The organism is Apilactobacillus timberlakei (genome assembly GCF_002993965.1).
Lineage (GTDB): Bacteria > Bacillota > Bacilli > Lactobacillales > Lactobacillaceae > Apilactobacillus > Apilactobacillus timberlakei.
On sequence record NZ_POST01000003.1, the window covers coordinates 1 to 18,592 of the forward strand.

Here is an 18,592-nt window from a genome sequence, read left to right on the forward strand (position 1 = left end):
TTACTCACCAGTTCGCCACTCGTCCCCAATCCAAAAATCATTTATGCAAGCATAAAATCAAATTGGGAGGACTCGTTCGACTTGCATGTATTAGGCACGCCGCCAGCGTTCGTCCTGAGCCAGGATCAAACTCTCATCTTATAGATGAAAAGCTTTTAACTAGCTCATCAAATTAATTGTTTTTTATAAGCGAATTGACTTCGCTGTGTTTAATTGCTTACAATCTAAATTGCAAGTTCCTTACACATCATCGATTATCAATCTTGTTCAGTTTTCAAAGATCTACTTATCAGTTAACTRCTTTTATGAAGCAGCTTTTTAATTATATCACGTCATCAACTTGACGTCAACAACTTTTTTATAATTATTTTTTAAGTTGATATGTTGTCGTTTGTCATATCAACAACGCAACATTGATTATTATGCCATTTTAATAAGTGAAAGTCAATAACTTTTTGTAATTATTTTTTAAACACTTTGTAAATTTCGTTACTAAAATGACAACAGAAATAATAATATCAATAATAGTAAGCTGCGTCAACAAAAAAAGAGAATTAATTTAAAATTAATTCTCTAAGCTGTCAATACTATTTAATTCTTGCTAAGAAATACTTTTTCTTTCCTCTTCTAACTACAACAAACTTACCATCAAAATTAGCGGTTGGATCAATTTCTGCATTAACATCATCAATCTTATCTCCATTAATTCTAATTGCACCATTCTTAACATCTTCACGTGCTTGTCTTCTGGATGACTCAATTTTAGTATCATCAGCTAACCATTCAACGATATTCTTTTTATCAGCACTAACTTCCATTGATGGCATATTTTTAAAACCAGTTTCTACTTCATCAACAGTTAAATCTTTAATGTTACCTGAGAATAACGCATTAGTAATATTTTCGGCTTCCTTAACAGCATCTTTACCATGAACAAATTCAGTAACTTCTTCAGCAAGACGACGTTGGGCTTCACGTTTCCATGGTTCATTTTTAACTTTATCTTCTAAAGCTTCAATTTCATCCCTATCTAAGAAAGTAAAGTATTTCAAATATTTAACAACGTCACGATCATCAGTATTAATCCAGAATTGGTAAAATTCATATGGAGTAGTCTTTTTAGGATCAAGCCAAACAGCTCCACCAGCGGTCTTACCAAATTTAGTACCATCAGCTTTTAACATCAACGGAATTGTTAAGCCAAATGCTTTTGCATCTGCACCTTGTGTTTTATGAATTAAATCAATACCACCAGTAATGTTACCCCATTGGTCAGCTCCACCAATTTGTAATTGAACATCATGTTTCTTGTATAAGTGTTCAAAATCCATTCCTTGGAGAATTTGGTAAGTAAATTCAGTATATGAAATACCAGTTTCAAGACGACTGGATACAATTTCCTTATTTAACATGGTATTAACATTAAATAGTTTACCGTAGTCACGTAAAAAATCTAATAGTGAGAATTTAGATAACCAATCATAATTATTAACAATGGTGAATGAACCATCTTGACCAAATAAGCTTTCCATTTGTTTGGTTAAGCATTGTTCATTGTATTTAACTTGATCCATTGTTTGTAACTTACGTTCAGCCTTTTTTCCAGATGGATCACCAATTGAACCAGTTGCTCCACCAATAATAATGTATGGATGGTAACCAGCTAATTGGAATCGTTTTAAAATCATAAATGGAATTAAATGTCCCACATGCATACTGTCACCAGTAGGATCAATTCCAGCATATAATCCAATCTTCTTTTCATTTACTTCCTTGTTTAAGCCTTCAGCATCGGTTTGTTGATTTATGGCACCACGCCATTTTAAATCATCAATAATGTTCATATTTTTCCCTCCAAATAAAAAAGTCCCTAACAATGTCTTAAGACATCATCAGGGACGAAATTGTACATTAATCCGCGTTACCACCCAGGTTATCGCTATTGTGCGATCGCTCAAAACCATTAATAACGCAATGACCCGTCAATATCAAATTGAACAGAGCTCCATAGGTGTAATTCTTTAAAATAACTGCTTAGTTCTCATCACCACTAAGTTTCTGCATTCTCAAATTATTTTAAATACTAGTAACTACTTCTTAGCTTGTTATTTATTATAATAATCAGCCTTGAAATAATTGTCAATACTATTTAATTTTACTTAGTTCTTGTTTTAATTGAGGCATAATTTTACCCATTGATTGTGCCTTCATTTGATTTTGAAAATCTTCAGCAGCTTTTTTAGATAATTTTGCTTGGGTATCTTTGCTCATTTTAGGATCATTTTTCATTGCTGTTATCATTTGATCCTTAACATAATTTTCAGCTGCACTCTTCATTTGTACCTTTGAAGCATCCGTTTGCATTGAAGCTTGTAGTTTATTAATAATCCTTGGTAATGCTTTCGCTTGATTGGTAGTTAAAGTTAACCAATCCTTAGGCACATAGAAGTAATTAACCGTTTTTACACGCGTTGGCTTTTGAGCTAAGTCGAACCAAAATTTACTAAATTTAGAATTATATTCATAACGAGTAGTTTTAGTAACTAATTTAGCTTCTTTAGCATTAGTAATGATGTGGTTAGTATTCTTATCAGTTGAAGTCGTACTTGGCTTTTTCTGATCATCATTAGTTTTATAAATAACAACATTATCTTTGCCTGAAGTACCAATTGGTTGGTAAAGAAGCATCCCCATTTTGTCACTGCTAGAAGTTAGTTCACTATTTTCAGTTGTTGTTACTTTATGCATCCCATAATGGTCATGAAAGTTTATAGTAATTAAAATTACTGAAAGTACAACTAAAACAAATGATACAACACTAGTAGTAAAATGTAGCATTCTGTTTTTAACTAATAAGGTATTGAATAGGAAGAAACAAAAAGCTGAAACAATTAATAAAATTAATATCATTAGTTATTTTCCTCCTTTATTGTCTCTAACCCAAAAGGTTGCAATAATTCCAATCACTATAAAAATTGCTGCAACCCAAAAGGCGGCATGATAACCAGTCAATGTGGCAGATAAAGCAGAATTACCATATGCCAATGGATCTAGTGTCTTCAAATGGCTAGCTGGCATATTATTTGAAGTAACATTAGATAATATTGATACTAAGACTGCTGTTGCAATGGAAGAGCCAACTTGTCTAACAGTGTTATTAACTGCAGTACCATGATTCATCATATCTGTAGATAGAGCATTCATACCATAGGTAGTAGCAGGCATCATTGCCATTGCCATTCCAAATGTTCTAACAGCATATAATATTATAATATATGAGATTGAAGTATCTTCAGTTAAAAAGGCAAATGGAATAGTTCCTAAGAATAATAGTGTAAAACCTGTTACTACTAAATTCTTAGCTCCATACTTATCAAAGATACGACCCGCAAATGGTGACACAATTCCCATCATTAAAGCACCTGGTAACAGTGTTAATCCGGAATGAAAAGCATTCATACCACGAATAATTTGTAAGTACAATGGTAAAACCATCTCAAAGCCGACTAATGCCATCATCATAATAGATGATAATAAAGTAGAAATTGTAAATCTACTATTTTTAAATACTTTAATATTTAAGAATGGTTCTTTCATCACTAATTGACGCCATACAAATAGTGCAATAAAGATAGCTCCAATAATTAATGTGCTAATAACTACATTGCTTCCCCATCCGTAAGTACCAACTTCAGAGAAACCATAAAGTGCACTACCAAATCCAATTGTCGAAAGAATTAAAGATAAAACATCAATTTTGGATTTCTTGGTAGGAAGAATAGGACGCATAAACCACAATCCTAGTATAATCACTAACGCAACAATAGGAATAATCATTCCAAATAAATCACGCCAAGTAAAATTAATTAAAATCCAACCAGATAAAGTCGGACCAATAGCTGGCGCTAACCCAATAACAATTCCTGAAAGACCCATTGCTGCTCCACGTTTTTCTGGTGGAAAAATTGATAACATAATTGTTTGTAGTAAAGGCATAGTAACTCCAACTCCAGCAGCTTGAATTAAGCGACCCGCAAGTAAAAAGCCAAAGTTACCGGCAAAGAAGGACATAATAGTCCCCACTTCAAACACCATCATCGCACCCAAGTACAACCATTTAGTATTAAATCGACTGGATAACCATGCACTAACAGGAATAGCAATCCCATTAACCATCATAAATCCAGAAGTTAACCATTGAACTGTGGAAGTATTAATATCAAAAGCCTTCATTAATGTTGGAAAAGCAGTTGATAGAATAGTTTGATTTAAAATAGTACAAAAAGTACCAACAAGCAATAATAAAACTAACATTGTTTTATTATAACTTTTACCATTTGCATCTACGTTCATATCGCAACCTCTTTTCTAATTTTAGTAAATCGACTCTTCCTAATATACAACCAACAACAACCATTGTCAACTTATTTGACAATGGCATTAAATAATATATAATTATTCTAAGTTATTTAAACATTTTTGATGTAGTTAATAGGAAGTGATATTTTGGCAAATGAAATAAAAAAGGATGAAGTAAAAGAATACTCACATCGCTTATATAAAATTATGAAAGATATTGATTTATCAGTTGGCATTGGTGGATTATCTAAAACATGTAATGTACCACAATCTAAAATTAGATATTGGGAAAAAAAAGGATATATTCAATCTATATGCGATGACAAAAATAAGAATCATCGTTATCCATATCATGCCATCATTAAAGTTGAATTAATAAAATCATTTTTAGAGTCTGGATACACTTTAAATACAGCAGCAGACAAGGCTAAAGTGTTTGATGAAACGGGAAGCATTATGAGAAAAATTATTAATGCACGGTTTAATGGATTAGAAATCATTAATAATAAGCCATGCGTTAATATGGGAAAAATAGATGGTAAAGACAATAAATCCATATATTTTTTTGAAGACAATAATCAAATCAAGGCTAAAGTTATAGAAAATAGTAAAAGAAATTAATCAAATCACCACTCCATTATTCAGTTGGGATGGTGATTTTTATTATGTGGTATTATAATCTTATAGTATTTATTATTAGTAACTTTGATATATACTAACAAGTACTTTATAATTAATTTAAATAAAGTTAATATATAGGTTGAATGTTATTAGATTGATGATAATAATGATATTCACTTAAGGAGGAAAACATATAAATGGGATTTTTAGATATAATCAACGATTTTATAATCGGCTATCCGATTGTTGTTTCAGCAATTTGGATTGTTGGTTCTATCTTTGAAAGCATGTATCGTAAGCATGAAAATTTCGTTGATATTTCTGGAAACGATTTAGTTTCTATTATAGTACCCTCTCATAATGAAAGTGATACTTTAAGAGAAGCTATTGCTTCCATCGCGGAGATCGATTATAAAAACTTTGAAGTTGTATTAGTCGATGATAAAAGTGATGATGACACTTTAGACATTATGTATGAATTGCAAAAAAAGTATAATAAACAATTCAACATTAAAATCGTTCCAATTGATGTAAACCAAGGAAAGGCTAATGCTATGAATCAGGGCTTTGCTGCTTCCGAGGGTAAATACATAATGGGGATTGATGCTGACTCATTGATTGCTAAAGATTCAGTTAACCAGATGGTTAAAACATTAGCAACTGATTCAAGCTTAGGAGCAGTTGCTGGTAAGCCAGTTGTAAGAAATAGAACTACCATTTTGGGACGTCTTCAACTGCTAGAATATATCGGTGTAATTGATATTATTAAGAAAGCACAATCATTTTTATATGGACGTATCAATACTGTTTCTGGAGTAATGGTTGGATTTAGAAGAGAAGCAATTAAAGATGTTGGTGGTTGGCACACTGATGTAATTACCGAAGACATTGATATTACTTGGAGAATGTATCGTAAACACTGGCGTGTTAGATATCAACCAGCAATGTTATGTTGGATTTTAGTTCCTGAAAACACTCGTAGCTTAATTAAGCAACGTCGTCGTTGGGCTCGTGGTGGTATGGAAGTATTAGTCAAAAACCATGATTTTCTAATTCATAGTGATATTTCTAGAAAAGCACTATTATATGAAACAATTATCAGTAATACTTGGGCCGTTTTAACTGCATTAAGTACTATCTCTTATGTATTTAATTTATTGTTAATTCATGAAGTGCAATTAGATGGTGATGTATTATTAATGCTAATTATTATCAGTATTGTACAATTTTGTATTGGATTCTTTGGTTCTCGTGCTAAAGCATATCTACAATTACGTGATTTATTACTAGTTCCTGCATACATTGTTTATTACTGGATGATTAATTTAATTTCATGTATTACTGCCCTTATTTCATTCTTCTTAGATCCAGAAAACGTGGGAACTTGGAGTAGTCCTGATCGGGGGGTTAAATAAAATGAAAAATGAAGTAGATAAATTCGTTATCAGAAAAAAAATTAGCCCTTTTAGAGCAATTTTTCATTTTTGTTTATACGCTTTCCTATGGTTTTATGTATTTTTCGTATTAATTGTTAATTTTGCATTTTTATTTGGCTATTATAGTGATGACTTTGTTAGCTTCTATCTATTATTAAACCTAAATTATGGATTATACATTAAATTAATCATAGGTGTGGTTGCATTAATTATTTTAACAGCAATTTATTCTATTTTTAGATTGCATCATTTACGGAGGTTAAATAGCAATGTCCAGAAAGACTAGAAAAATCATCGTTGCTATTGTAGCAGTGATTGTTGTGATTTTAATGTCATTTACTGTTAGAAAAGCAATTCAGTATGATAAAGGTAGTAGTGAAAATTATGCTCTTGATAAGCAAGCAGAAAAGCAAAAAAATGGAATTCTTATCTTTTGTTATCACCGTATCCTAAAAGACAACTTGGGTGTTAATATCTCAAGAACTCTTTCTACTAATTCACAATTACATGATTTCAACGTTCCAACTAATGAATTCAATGAACAAATGGAATTCTTGCATAAGAAGCATATTAAAGTAATATCAGGCCAAGAAATGGTCAAAATGACCAATTCTCACAAGCCTATTAAAGGTAAATATGCTGTTTTATCATTTGATGATATTGATCGTACAACTATTGATAATGCCATCCCAGTAATGAAAAAATATAAATTCCCATTTACTACATTTATAATTACTGGTAACACTGGAAGATATCGTGAAGGTACTCAATTAGCAACATGGAATCAAATTCATGATGCTAAAAAATATGCTGGTAATTTAATGACTATTGGATTGCATACCCATAATATGCATTATTTAACCTCTAAATTAATTCCTATCTTTAATTTACCGCAGAACTACAAACGATTTACTAAAGATTTTAAACAATCTAGAGAAGACTTATATAAACATACCGGATCATATGGAGATGCATTTGCCTATCCTTATGGTGGTGGTACTCGTCAAACCAATGATTTCTTACACACTCAACACTTAGGCTGGATTGCTACATTAGATGGTGGTGTTATCTATAACCATGGTAATGGTGACCATCTAGACTTACAATATGCTCCCAGAATGATTATTAATACTAACAGTTGGCCAAGTATTAAACATTGGTACTCAACAAAATAATTAAAATAAAAAGCAATCGGAATTTTCCGATTGCTTTTTTTGGTTTAAAATTATTTATCTAATTTTGTTTTGTTTTGTACTTCTAATTTATCATTAAAGTCATAAACAACTGGTTCACCAGTCTTCATTTCAAGATCCATGATATCATCATCAGAGATTCTTTCAATGTACTTACTCAAAGCACGTAGTGAATTACCATGAGCAGCAATAATAACATTCTTGCCATCTAATAACTTAGGAGCAATTTGATCTACCCATAAAGGAATTACACGTTCTAGGGTAACCTTTAAGTTTTCTCCACCTGGAATAATATTAGGATCTAAGTCTGCATAACGACGATCATTAACAGCTGATCCTTCATCATCAGCACTCAATAATGGAGGTAGAGTGTCATATGAACGACGCCAAATATGAACTTGTTCATCACCATATTTTTCAGCAGTTTCTTTCTTGTTTAGACCTTGAAGACGACCATAATGACGTTCATTTAATCTCCATGTCTTAGTTTCAGGAACCCATAATTGATCAGATTCTTCTAAAACATAGTGTAGAGTTTTAATTGCACGAGTTAATACTGAAGTGAAAGCATAATCAAATTCTAGACCAGCTTCTTTTACTAATTTACCAGCTTCTTTAGCTTCTTCAACACCTTTGTCACTTAAGTCAACATCTTCCCAACCAGTGAATTTGTTTGATAAGTTCCATTGACTTTGTCCATGACGGATTAATACAAGTTTTGACATAGGATTGAACCCCTTTCAAGTTATAAATATCATTTTAATTTTACACCAAATGGCAATAATTTTCAGCTTATTTCATAATTCTCTTCATTTTTAAACCTTTTTTATTATCACCTTTAACGCCAATAATTTCTAGGAAGAAAGTAAGAATTGGTACCGAGACAATTAAGCCCCAGCCACCAAAAATTTCTTCACCAATCATCAATGCACAAAATGTGTAAAAAATTGGTAATTCGGTTCTGGAAGACATTAACTTAGGATTTAAAATATATGCTTCCAAGAAATGAACAACCATAACCATAATAATTAGGTAGATAATATATTTTATACCACCTACAGAATAACCTACGATTGATAAAGGAATCAATGATATAATTACCCCCGCTACTGGGACTAAACTTAGGAAGAAAACCATAATAGCCAGGATAAATAATTGTGGCATTCCTAAAAACGCCATTATTAAAGTTGTAAAAACAGTATTGAAAATAGCAATCAAAAATTGTGCTTCTAAAACAACACCAAAGGTTTTAGTAAATGTTTTAGCAAAGTAGTAAACATCTTGAAAGAACCAATCAAATTCTGAAGTTAGAAAACGTTTACTAAATTCTGCCATGGATTTTTCTTCTAAAGTAAAGAAAAAACTTAAAATTAATGATAATAAGAAGGTTACTCCCATTTGACCAATACTAGAAACATATTGTAATAAGAAATCTAAGCCACCCTTAACTTCTGTTAAGAAATTAGAACGATGAATAAATGAACTAATCCAATCTTGAAATTGGTTAGCACCTTCCATGTTATTAGGATCATCATAAAATTCGATTATGTGTTTCGAGGCAGTTACTGCTTGATCATAAATTACTGGAGAATAAACTGCAACGGCCGTAATAATTCCACCAATAAATATAATATATATTAGTACAACCAATAACGGTGATGGAATTTTAACGTATTTTCTAATAAAGTTAACTAATTTGGTCACTAAAAGTGAAAAAATGAAAGTTAAAAGTAACATACTTATCATGCTACGCATTAAATATAAAATCGCAATTAGTACTAATAATACGCACCAACGACGTAGTTTTACATTAGCGACAAATTTTTCCCAAATTTTCATATATACCCCCTACTAACTATTTACTGGATATTTTATTATAACATTTAATTAAATGAAATTAATTAATTTCATAATAACAATCACTTACAAAAAATAGTCACTTAAGAGTATAATTGTCGATGTGATTATTATTGAAAGAAAGGACTGTTCACATGTTTGAAAAAACATTTTATAAAACATTTTTTAAGCACGGATTTAATGAACCAATCCAAGTAAACTATTGGGACGGAAAATCTGAAAAATACGGTGATGGTGAAACCAAAGCAGTTATCACTATGAAGGAACCTATCCCTATTAAAGACATCAGAAGCAATGCTTCAATTGCTTTAGGTGAAGCTTATATGGACGGAAAAATCGAAGTTGAAGGTAGTATCGAAGACTTAATTGTATCTGCATATCAAAAATCAACTAGTTTCATTCGTGATCACAAATTCATTAACTTCTTGCCTAAACAAAATCATAATGAATCCACTAGTAAGAAGGATATTCAAAGTCATTATGATATTGGAAATGACTTTTACAAGATTTGGTTAGACAAAACTATGACATATTCTTGTGCATACTTTGAAAAACCTGATGATGATTTATATGATGCACAAAGACAAAAAATGCATCACATTATCAAAAAGTTAAATCCACAACCTGGTCGCACTCTTTTAGATATTGGATGTGGTTGGGGAACTCTAATGTTAGCTGCTGCTAAATATTACGACTTAAAAGTGGTTGGAGTTACTCTAAGTCAAGAACAATGTGATTATGTAAATGCACAAATTAAGAAATTAGGCTTGGAAGATAAAGCTGAAGTTCGTTTACAAGACTACCGTCAATTAGGTGACGAACAATTCGACTACATAACATCAGTTGGAATGTTTGAACACGTTGGTAAAGAAAACTTAAATGAATACTTCTCATGTGTTGCTAAGTATCTAAAAGAACATGGAGTTGCTTTAATTCACGGAATTACTAGACAACAAGGTGGAGCATACAATGGCTGGATTAACAAATACATCTTCCCTGGTGGTTATGTTCCTGGTATGACTGAAAATCTTGATCATATTACTAATAATGGCCTTCAAATCTTTGATCTTGAATCATTACGTCGTCATTATCAATTAACCCTTGAAAACTGGGATAAGAATTTCAATGCTAATATTGATGAAGTTAAAAAAGTTATGGGTGATGATGAACGCTTCTTAAGAATGTGGGACTTATATCTTAAGACCTGTGCCGGATCATTCAAGGCTGGTAACATTGACGTTATGCAATACTTAATTTCTAAGGGACCTTCTGGACAAGAACTTCCACTAACTAGAGATTACATGTATAAATAATTTCATTTAAATTAAAAGGAGCAGTGATTTTTAATCACTGCTCCTTTATTTTTATATTATAAGTGAAAGTACAATTACTGAACCTAGTCCTAAAATAACTGACAAAGCCATCGAACGAGTCCAATATGAAATTATAAATACAAGCAAAGCAGCAATTAATTCGGCAGCTTTACCATCAACTGACAAACTGTAAGAAGATGTAATAATTAAATCCTTAACTACCAATGATGTAAATAAAGCAATTGGTACATAAGACATCCATTCATTAAACCACTTTGGTATTTTTCTTGTTCTAAAAAAAGAAAGAGGAACAAATCTTGGTATTAGAGCTACAAAAAAGCATAAAATAACTAACCAAAAGTGTTGTGTAGAATTCCACTCCATAAAATATCTCCTAATAAACTATTTATTTTCTTCTTCAAATTCTTCATCGTCTTCTTCAGGTGTCCCAGCAGGATTCTTAAAGGAATGTAAGAATATATTCTTACGATAACGTTTATAATGAGCACGAATATAAGATTCGACCATAAAACCAACAAAAGATGCTAGTAAAGTTGCAACTACTAATCCTAATGTTGATTTCATTATCATTAAGAAAATAATTGATAATCCAATAGTTAAAAGCATTACCAAAACTTTAAGCAATGATTTAATTTGCATAACAACCATATAAATGAATAAAGCAGTTAATGCAAAATGCACTACTGTTAAATTAATGCTGATAGCTGATCCTATCAAACTACCTATAATCGTACTAAGTGTCCAAACAAATAAAGCATAATGCTCAATCTGTAAAGCATCACTCGGTGTAAACTTTTTATCAGTAGACAGCTTTAAATAATTTACAGCGTAAGTTTCATCATTTAAAGAAAGTGCAAATAGAAAAGTAAATAAATTAGACTGCCCTTGCAGATATTTAGAAATACTTGATCCTAAAAGTGCATATCTTAGTTCCAAGAAAAATAACATAATTACAATTGATAATAAAGGTGAATTAATTACTAACATAGATGCTATTAAAAATTGTGCACCACCAGAAAAAACCAATAATGAAACCAGTCCCGTAAGAATGGTATTAAATCCAGCCGCATGTAGCAGAATCCCACATGCCAATCCGATTGGTACATAACTAATATTCAAAGGCATCGCAGTCTTCAAATTCGTTAACCACCTAGGCTCGTTTGGATTTGGTACTTGCTTTGTCAAAGACTATTCCCCCGTAATATAACGTTCGGTAATTTTAAATTAATTTTTCGATTGCTAGAATTTAAGTAAATAAACCTAAACTTTATTACTATTATAATACAAAACTAGGTCAATTATCTAATTTTATTTCAACTTAATTAAAAGATAAAATCAACAACCATCTAAAATAGCGACATGACGCTACGCCACATTCTTACAAAAATATTAGCTTTATCATCATCTTTACTTGCTGATAATTTAACATTGCTATCAGTAATATACTTGATGCCTTTAACTTGAGCATTGGCCACAACTTCACCTTTATCGATTGGTGCATTAAGTCCACCCTTATATTTAAGGTTACTTAGTGGTTGAATCTTTTGTAGATTAAATTTTTGATTGTTGTATAGCCAAATATCTTGTTTATCAGCAAAGGATAAGCTTAGATTTTCATCCTTGCCATTAGGGACATAAATATTTCCATCATTGCGACCTTCAGTCATTTCACTGACTGATTGGTTAGGTGCTAAATTAACATGATGGTATTTAGCATATACATATTTTAATAATTTTTGAGTTTGTACGAAACGAGAAGGATCATATTGTCCACTATGATGAACCCCCATCACAACTGTAATTACACGATGATTATCTTTCACCGCCGTTCCTGTGAAACATGCACCGGCTGTATCAGAAGTCCCAGTTTTTAAACCATCCACTTTAATGTCGGGTAAAGCTTCACTACGACCTCTAATCATCCAATTCCAGTTCAGCATAGTATTATTTTCAAATTTAGTAGTGTTAGCAGCGGTATCTTTCAAAATATGAGGATATGTTTTCAAAATATTCATTGAAATAATGGCCATATCAGTTGCTGATAATTTATTTTCAGCATTAGCATCCACGTCTTTAAAACCTAGGGAACCAACTTCACCATTAGTTAATCCACAAGCAGTATAAATTTGGGCATCATTAATACCTAAATCTTTAACTGCTTGGCGCATCTTCAAAGCAAATTTTTGGGTACTACCGGCAACTCCATAACCCATCGCCATTGCTCCAGCATTTTCAGAATAAATGGCTGCTTGATACAACTGTTTAATTGTATATTCATGACCTGCTTTTAATTCAACATTAGCATACTCAGGATTAACACTTAATGCATGCAAAGCAGGAGTAATTTTAACTTTAGTATTCCAATTAATCTTATGTGATTGAATTGCTTGTAAAGTCACATAAATACTTAATAACTTACTCATCGAAGCCGTTGGTAACGCTTGATCCGCATTCTTGGCATACAAAATTTGCCCAGTTTTTGAATCAACTGCTAGTGCTGATTTCGCCTGTAAATCTAAAGGTAAATTATTTTTAATTAAATAATCAGTTTGTTGATCTAATTGTTGACTGTTTTTATCTTGTTTACTTAAATTTTTGCTTACCTTTTGAGTTTTAATATTAGTTTTATGATTACTAGCCGTCACTGCTAATGGTGTACTAATGGTAAATACAGCCATCACAATTAAACAGACTTTTTTGAAATGCTTAAAAAACATTTTAAATGATCCTTTCGAATTAAAATATAGTTATGTAAAAATAATGTATTACATTCAAATGTTACAACAATATTTCAATTAAGTCATTAGAAAATAAAAAAAGTACTAAAATAATTTATTTTAGTACTTTCAATAATTTTAATTTAATTAGTTTTATTTATAATTAGGAGCAGCTTTAGTAATTTGTACATCATGGGGATGTGATTCTGCTAAACCAGCGTTGGTAATTTGGACAAATTGAGCATTTTCAATCATACTATCAATATCTTTGGAACCTGTGTATCCCATAGCAGATCTGAGTCCACCTGTCATTTGAAAAACAACATCCTTAGCTGAACCTTTGTATTCAACACGAGCTTCAATTCCTTCAGGAACTAATTTCTTAGCTTCGTTAACTTCACCTTGGAAGTAACGATCAGCTGAACCATGTTCCATGGCACCAATACTCCCCATACCACGGTATGCTTTGTATTTAACACCGTTTTCTTCAAAGACTTCACCAGGTGCTTCATCAGTACCTGATAACATACTACCAAGCATTACGGCATTACCACCAGCAGCAATTGCCTTAGCAACATCACCAGAGAATTTAATTCCACCATCAGCGATGATAGGTTTATGCCATCTTCTAGCAACTTTTGCTGCATCATAAACTGCAGTAATTTGAGGAACACCAACACCAGCAACTACACGAGTGGTACAAATTGAACCCGGACCAATACCAACTTTTACAACATCAACTCCAGCTTCAAATAGAGCATTAGTAGCTTCACCAGTTGCAACGTTACCAGCAATTAATGTCTTATCAGGATAAGTTTCACGGATTTCTTTAATTTTTCTAATTACACCAGCAGAATGACCATGGGCAGTATCAATGATAATTGCATCAACACCAGCTTTGAATAATGCATCTGCACGTTTGAAAGTATCAGATGTAACACCAACGGCAGCCGCACATAATAAATGATTATTAGCATCAACTGCAGCGTTTGGATATTTATCAGCTTTTTCAACTGCCTTAACTTTAGCAACTTCTTTGGCTTGGTCATCGATTAACATGTTTTTTGGCAATTGCTGTATTAGATTCAGTAACTGTATCCATACTAGCACTTAAAAATGGTACATTAAGTTTCAAATTGTCAGCTAATTGTACTGAAGTATCCACTTCATTTGGTAAAACGTGACTTTCTGCTGGAATAAGTAAAACATCATCAAAGGTAATCCCTTGTTTTGCAAATTTTGTATCCCAATTAGACATAATCAATAACCCCTCTTATTTTTTTATCTTCTAATATACAAAAAAAAACACCAAAGGTCAAATTTACCTTTAGTGTTTTTTATTTATCTACGACGATTTGCGTTAGGTGTAAAGAAATTAACCGTAATGGTATATTTTCTGTATACATAGATAGCAAAACCAATTGCAACCGCTGCAATGACAAAGTTAACGTAGAATGGAACTACTGGATTAATAGCTCTTGGAATGGACATGGATAGTGTAAATGATAATACCCAAGCAATAATAATTAATAGCATGAATAATGCACGCATCCAACCACTATAAGTATGTTGGACATTCGAATCTAACATTCTAGTTAATAGTGGCATGATAATTCCTGAAAGCATTGATAGTACGATAATTGAAACAATTCCAGCTGATTGTTCAACTTGACCACCCTTAGAAATAAGTAATGTAATTCCATAAAGGATATTAAAAATAATACCAAAGAATAACATATTATAAACAGCATTTGGCCAGAAATTGTCCATTAACTTAGTAGGTTTCTTAGGTGGATTCATAATAAAATCAATTCGTTCTTCCACCGTTCCATAAAGATTTCTAGCAGTTGCTCCGTGTTTTTGTTCAACTAATAGTTGATCTTTCATTTGACTAATAATTTCTGATTTACGATCTACACTTAAATCAGTACCTCTTAAAGCACGATTAAAACGAAACATATAGTCAGCATTACGTTTAGTTAGACCAATATTATCGAACTGCGAACGTTCTTCTTTATCTTTATCATGGTGTTTTTGTTGTACATGTGCATTTCGTTTTTCTTCCGTCATATAAAAGCTCCTGTATTAAACATTGAATCTAAAGTTAACGATGTCACCATCATTCATAACATAATCTTTACCTTCAACACGTAATTTACCATCATCTTTAACCGCTTGTTCACTCCCTAATTTATCTAGGTCATCAAAAGCCATTACTTCAGCACGAATAAATCCACGTTCAAAGTCAGAATGAATGACACCGGCAGCTTGAGGAGCTTTAGTCCCCTTCAAGTAAGTCCAAGCCTTAGTTTCCTTACCACCAGCAGTAAAGAATGTTTCTAGTCCTAGTAATTTATAAGAAGCTCGAATTAATTTATTTAACCCTGGTTCTTCAACTCCTTCAGCTTCTAGGAAAGTTTTCTTATCATCATCATCTAATTCGGCGATTTCTTCTTCAGTTTCAGCAGCAATGCCGATAGCTTGAGCACCTTCATTAGCAGCATATTCTTCGACTTGTTTAAAGTATTTAGAACTTTCAGGATCTGCCATGTCATCTTCAGCAATATTAGCTACATATAAAACTGGTTTTGATGATAATAAGAATAAACCTTTAACAATCTTTTGTTCATCTTCATCAAAATCAATTGAACGTACTGGTTTACCAGCTTCTAGGACTGGCTTAATTTTTTCTAAAACTGCTAATTCAGCTAAAGCATCTTCATCTTTACTCTTAGCAGCACGTTGAACTTTACCTAAACGCTTGTTAACAGCATCTAAGTCAGCAATACTTAATTCCAAATTGATTGTCTCAATATCATCAACTGGATCCACCTTACCAGTAACGTGGGTAATATTGTCATCATCAAAGGCACGGACAACATGTACGATAGCATCCACTTGACGAATGTTTTCTAAGAATTTATTTCCTAAACCTTCACCTTTACTAGCACCCTTAACAATTCCGGCAATATCAGTAAATTCAAAAGTAGTTGGCACAATCTTCTTAGCTGGAATAATTTCTTGAATACGGTCTAAACGACTATCTGGAACTTCAACCATCCCAACATTAGGATCAATTGTAGCAAATGGATAATTTGCCATTTCTGCTCCTGCTTTTGTAATTGCGTTAAATAGTGTTGATTTTCCAACATTAGGTAATCCGACGATTCCTGCTGTTAATGACATATCTACAATTCACTCTTTTCTAATTATTTTATTTATCTGAGTCTGCTTTTTTCAAAACTTTCTTCATTTTCTTTTCGAATTCTCGACGCGATAACATCACAACGTGTCCACAATTTTGACATTCAATCTTAATGTCAGCACCCATTCGAATGATTTTCCATTCATTGGCACCACATGGGTGTTGTTTTTTCATCTCAACAATATCATTTAGTGCATACATATAATATTACCCCTTTACTAGTCTAAATTAATATCTAAAATTTGCAAAATACGATTCAAGTCTTCATCAGAAGTGTAGTTAATTTCTAATTTACCACTGCCCTTTTTAGAACGACTGCTAGCAATATTCACGTTGGTCCCAAATTTATCTTGCAATTCATCTTCATAAGCACGTAAAAATGGTGATTGCTTAGTAGAACGACGTGGCTTACGTTTCTTTTTAGGCTTAGCAGTTAATTCATCAATCGCTTTACTTAATTGACGAACCGTTAATGTTTCATTATAAGCTCGTTTGGCTAGTTTAATTAAGTTTTGTTTATCTTTAACTGACAGTAAAGTTCTCGCTTGTCCCATTGATAGTTGATTTTTGGTCAACATCTCTTTTACTACAGTAGGTAAACCTAATAACCGTAAGTAATTAGCAATGTATGGACGTGACTTACCCAATCTTTTGGAAACTTCGGCTTGAGTAATATCTAATTTAGTCATCAAGGTATTGTAAGCTTCAGCTTCTTCAATGGGGTTCAAGTCTTCACGCTGCAAGTTTTCCAGCACTGCAATTTCCATCATTTGTTCATCAGAAGCATCCCTAATAATAGCTGGAATGGTCTGCTTATTAGCCATCCGTGAAGCACGAAAGCGACGTTCTCCTGCTAAAATTTCGTATGAATCTTCCTTGCCAGATTGTTTTCTAACAATAATTGGTTGAAAAACGCCAGACTTTTTAATGGATAAAGTTAAATCTTTTAATGCTTGCGTATCAAAATGTGTTCTAGGCTGAAATGGATTGGGGGATAACTTGGCTAAAGATAAATCAATAACTTCTTCTTGATCTTCTTCAACATCATTATCAGCAAATAATGCTTCAATGCCACGGCCTAAGCCCTTATTATTCGCCATGATTTGCTAACACTTCCTTTGCTAATTGCATGTATAATTCAGATCCTTTAGACTTTGGATCATAATCAATAATTGGTAAACCATAACTTGGTGCTTCTGATAAACGAACATTTCTGGTAATTACTGTCTGATAAACAGTGTCACCAAAGTAATTACGAACTTCAGAATTAACTTGTTGGCCTAATTTAGTTCTAACATCGTACATCGTTAGAAGCACCCCTTCAATCTTCAAATCTGGATTGAAGTGTTTTTGCACTAATTTAACAGTGTTCAATAGTTGGCTTAATCCTTCCAAAGCATAGTATTCACTTTGGACTGGGATTAATATTGAATCACTAGCAGTAAAAGCATTAATTGTAATCAATCCCAACGAAGGTGGGCAATCTACTAATATGTAGTCATAATTATCTTTAACGGCTTTTAATGCATTCAACAAACGCGTTTCACGAGCCATTTGAGGGGTTAGTTCAATATCAGCACCAGATAATTGAATGGTCGCTGGAACAACATCTAAATTATCATGCACTGAATGCAAAATGGCATCGTTAATATCTTCTTCATTTACTAAAATGTCATAGATATCCTTTTTAATAGAAGACTTTTTAATTCCTACCCCAGAAGTAGCATTTCCCTGGGCATCGGCATCAATTAATAATACTTTTTTACCATTACTAGCCAAATCGGCACCCAAATTAACGGAAGTGGTAGTTTTACCAACTCCACCTTTTTGATTGGCTAAAGAAATTACATATCCCATATTTAAACCTCCT

The 18,592-nt window shown here is 32.4% G+C and carries 18 protein-coding genes, 1 rRNA gene and 1 pseudogene; 5 read left to right on the forward strand and 15 right to left on the reverse strand.

The genetic code is table 11. The features are described from left to right. The 4 genes from C7N71_RS03830 to C7N71_RS03845 form a co-directional block, all read right to left on the reverse strand. Positions 1-141, reverse strand: a 16S ribosomal RNA gene (locus C7N71_RS03830); the annotation flags it as partial. Positions 142-587: 446 nt separating this feature from the next. Then, positions 588-1,844, reverse strand: a complete 1,257-nt coding sequence (gene tyrS / locus C7N71_RS03835) for a tyrosine--tRNA ligase (protein WP_105987820.1) — start codon at positions 1,842-1,844, stop codon at positions 588-590. Positions 1,845-2,145: 301 nt separating this feature from the next. Then, positions 2,146-2,910, reverse strand: coding sequence for a DUF4811 domain-containing protein (locus C7N71_RS03840; RefSeq protein WP_105987821.1), 765 nt, complete (start codon positions 2,908-2,910; stop codon positions 2,146-2,148). 3 nt (positions 2,911-2,913) lie between these two features. Continuing rightward, positions 2,914-4,353 (reverse strand): MDR family MFS transporter, encoded by a 1,440-nt coding sequence (locus C7N71_RS03845; RefSeq protein WP_105987822.1) that lies wholly within the window; start codon positions 4,351-4,353, stop codon positions 2,914-2,916. A 153-nt stretch (positions 4,354-4,506) separates the two neighbouring features. Here C7N71_RS03845 and C7N71_RS03850 point away from each other — a divergent pair, with 153 nt between their 5' ends. The 4 genes from C7N71_RS03850 (at position 4,507) to C7N71_RS03865 (ending at position 7,591) form a co-directional block, all read left to right on the forward strand. Next, positions 4,507-4,980, forward strand: a complete 474-nt coding sequence (locus tag C7N71_RS03850; RefSeq protein ID WP_105987823.1) for a MerR family transcriptional regulator — start codon at positions 4,507-4,509, stop codon at positions 4,978-4,980. Positions 4,981-5,177: 197 nt separating this feature from the next. Continuing rightward, positions 5,178-6,395 (forward strand): glycosyltransferase, encoded by a 1,218-nt coding sequence (locus tag C7N71_RS03855; RefSeq protein ID WP_105987824.1) that lies wholly within the window; start codon positions 5,178-5,180, stop codon positions 6,393-6,395. Position 6,396: 1 nt separating this feature from the next. After that, positions 6,397-6,702 (forward strand): hypothetical protein, encoded by a 306-nt coding sequence (locus tag C7N71_RS03860; protein ID WP_105987825.1) that lies wholly within the window; start codon positions 6,397-6,399, stop codon positions 6,700-6,702. Then, the gene (locus C7N71_RS03865) at positions 6,686-7,591 is read left to right on the forward strand and encodes a polysaccharide deacetylase family protein (protein WP_105987826.1); all 906 of its coding nucleotides are present in this window, start codon (positions 6,686-6,688) and stop codon (positions 7,589-7,591) included. Before C7N71_RS03860 ends, C7N71_RS03865 begins: the two co-directional genes overlap by 17 nt. A 50-nt stretch (positions 7,592-7,641) precedes the next feature. On the opposite strand, the gene C7N71_RS03870 is transcribed toward C7N71_RS03865, so the two are convergent. After that, the gene (locus C7N71_RS03870; protein ID WP_105964094.1) at positions 7,642-8,334 is read right to left on the reverse strand and encodes a 2,3-diphosphoglycerate-dependent phosphoglycerate mutase; all 693 of its coding nucleotides are present in this window, start codon (positions 8,332-8,334) and stop codon (positions 7,642-7,644) included. Positions 8,335-8,401: 67 nt separating this feature from the next. Next, positions 8,402-9,448: an AI-2E family transporter gene (locus C7N71_RS03875; protein ID WP_105987827.1), complete on the reverse strand. Its 1,047-nt coding sequence runs from the start codon at positions 9,446-9,448 to the stop codon at positions 8,402-8,404. Positions 9,449-9,600: 152 nt separating this feature from the next. Here C7N71_RS03875 and C7N71_RS03880 point away from each other — a divergent pair, with 152 nt between their 5' ends. Then, positions 9,601-10,779 carry an SAM-dependent methyltransferase gene (locus C7N71_RS03880; RefSeq protein ID WP_105987828.1) on the forward strand — a complete coding sequence of 393 codons (1,179 nt, stop codon included), beginning with the start codon at positions 9,601-9,603 and terminating at the stop codon, positions 10,777-10,779. 51 nt (positions 10,780-10,830) lie between these two features. On the opposite strand, the gene C7N71_RS03885 is transcribed toward C7N71_RS03880, so the two are convergent. The 9 genes and pseudogenes from C7N71_RS03885 to C7N71_RS03925 all read right to left on the reverse strand — a co-directional run bounded on the left by C7N71_RS03885 (position 10,831) and on the right by C7N71_RS03925 (position 18,579). Beyond that, a complete protein-coding gene (locus C7N71_RS03885; protein ID WP_105987829.1) occupies positions 10,831-11,163 on the reverse strand; it encodes an AzlD domain-containing protein in 333 nt (110 codons plus the stop codon). A gap of 18 nt (positions 11,164-11,181) precedes the next feature. Continuing rightward, a complete protein-coding gene (locus C7N71_RS03890; RefSeq protein ID WP_105988090.1) occupies positions 11,182-11,925 on the reverse strand; it encodes an AzlC family ABC transporter permease in 744 nt (247 codons plus the stop codon). Between the two features lie 221 nt (positions 11,926-12,146). Beyond that, entirely contained in the window at positions 12,147-13,517 is a 1,371-nt protein-coding gene (locus C7N71_RS03895) for a D-alanyl-D-alanine carboxypeptidase family protein (protein WP_105987830.1), read from the reverse strand. A 153-nt stretch (positions 13,518-13,670) separates the two neighbouring features. Beyond that, positions 13,671-14,775 (reverse strand): annotated as a pseudogene (gene guaB, locus C7N71_RS03900) (IMP dehydrogenase). Between the two features lie 83 nt (positions 14,776-14,858). Further along, positions 14,859-15,587 (reverse strand): DUF1129 family protein, encoded by a 729-nt coding sequence (locus C7N71_RS03905; protein ID WP_105987831.1) that lies wholly within the window; start codon positions 15,585-15,587, stop codon positions 14,859-14,861. Between the two features lie 15 nt (positions 15,588-15,602). Further along, positions 15,603-16,703: a redox-regulated ATPase YchF gene (ychF, locus tag C7N71_RS03910; protein WP_105987832.1), complete on the reverse strand. Its 1,101-nt coding sequence runs from the start codon at positions 16,701-16,703 to the stop codon at positions 15,603-15,605. A gap of 28 nt (positions 16,704-16,731) precedes the next feature. Then, the gene (locus tag C7N71_RS03915; RefSeq protein ID WP_105964102.1) at positions 16,732-16,923 is read right to left on the reverse strand and encodes a DUF951 domain-containing protein; all 192 of its coding nucleotides are present in this window, start codon (positions 16,921-16,923) and stop codon (positions 16,732-16,734) included. A gap of 17 nt (positions 16,924-16,940) precedes the next feature. Continuing rightward, complete coding sequence (locus C7N71_RS03920; protein WP_105987833.1) at positions 16,941-17,822, reverse strand: ParB/RepB/Spo0J family partition protein; 882 nt, start codon at positions 17,820-17,822, stop codon at positions 16,941-16,943. Then, entirely contained in the window at positions 17,812-18,579 is a 768-nt protein-coding gene (locus C7N71_RS03925; protein WP_105987834.1) for a ParA family protein, read from the reverse strand. The genes C7N71_RS03920 and C7N71_RS03925 overlap by 11 nt, the downstream gene beginning before the upstream one ends. Between the last annotated feature and the right edge of the window lie 13 nt (positions 18,580-18,592).

Bases quoted from the DNA above. Each gene is read 5' to 3' on its own strand.
- C7N71_RS03880 (WP_105987828.1), top strand. From the start codon at position 9,601: ATGTTTGAAAAAACATTTTATAAAACATTTTTTAAGCACGGATTTAAT.
- ychF (WP_105987832.1), bottom strand. From the start codon at position 16,703: ATGTCATTAACAGCAGGAATCGTCGGATTACCTAATGTTGGAAAATCA.
- C7N71_RS03865 (WP_105987826.1), top strand. From the start codon at position 6,686: ATGTCCAGAAAGACTAGAAAAATCATCGTTGCTATTGTAGCAGTGATT.
- C7N71_RS03840 (WP_105987821.1), bottom strand. From the start codon at position 2,910: ATGATATTAATTTTATTAATTGTTTCAGCTTTTTGTTTCTTCCTATTC.
- tyrS (WP_105987820.1), bottom strand. From the start codon at position 1,844: ATGAACATTATTGATGATTTAAAATGGCGTGGTGCCATAAATCAACAA.
- C7N71_RS03920 (WP_105987833.1), bottom strand. From the start codon at position 17,822: ATGGCGAATAATAAGGGCTTAGGCCGTGGCATTGAAGCATTATTTGCT.
- C7N71_RS03875 (WP_105987827.1), bottom strand. From the start codon at position 9,448: ATGAAAATTTGGGAAAAATTTGTCGCTAATGTAAAACTACGTCGTTGG.
- C7N71_RS03885 (WP_105987829.1), bottom strand. From the start codon at position 11,163: ATGGAGTGGAATTCTACACAACACTTTTGGTTAGTTATTTTATGCTTT.
- C7N71_RS03890 (WP_105988090.1), bottom strand. From the start codon at position 11,925: ATGCCTTTGAATATTAGTTATGTACCAATCGGATTGGCATGTGGGATT.
- C7N71_RS03925 (WP_105987834.1), bottom strand. From the start codon at position 18,579: ATGGGATATGTAATTTCTTTAGCCAATCAAAAAGGTGGAGTTGGTAAA.
- C7N71_RS03905 (WP_105987831.1), bottom strand. From the start codon at position 15,587: ATGACGGAAGAAAAACGAAATGCACATGTACAACAAAAACACCATGAT.
- C7N71_RS03845 (WP_105987822.1), bottom strand. From the start codon at position 4,353: ATGAACGTAGATGCAAATGGTAAAAGTTATAATAAAACAATGTTAGTT.
- C7N71_RS03855 (WP_105987824.1), top strand. From the start codon at position 5,178: ATGGGATTTTTAGATATAATCAACGATTTTATAATCGGCTATCCGATT.
- C7N71_RS03860 (WP_105987825.1), top strand. From the start codon at position 6,397: ATGAAAAATGAAGTAGATAAATTCGTTATCAGAAAAAAAATTAGCCCT.
- C7N71_RS03870 (WP_105964094.1), bottom strand. From the start codon at position 8,334: ATGTCAAAACTTGTATTAATCCGTCATGGACAAAGTCAATGGAACTTA.
- C7N71_RS03895 (WP_105987830.1), bottom strand. From the start codon at position 13,517: ATGTTTTTTAAGCATTTCAAAAAAGTCTGTTTAATTGTGATGGCTGTA.
- C7N71_RS03915 (WP_105964102.1), bottom strand. From the start codon at position 16,923: ATGTATGCACTAAATGATATTGTTGAGATGAAAAAACAACACCCATGT.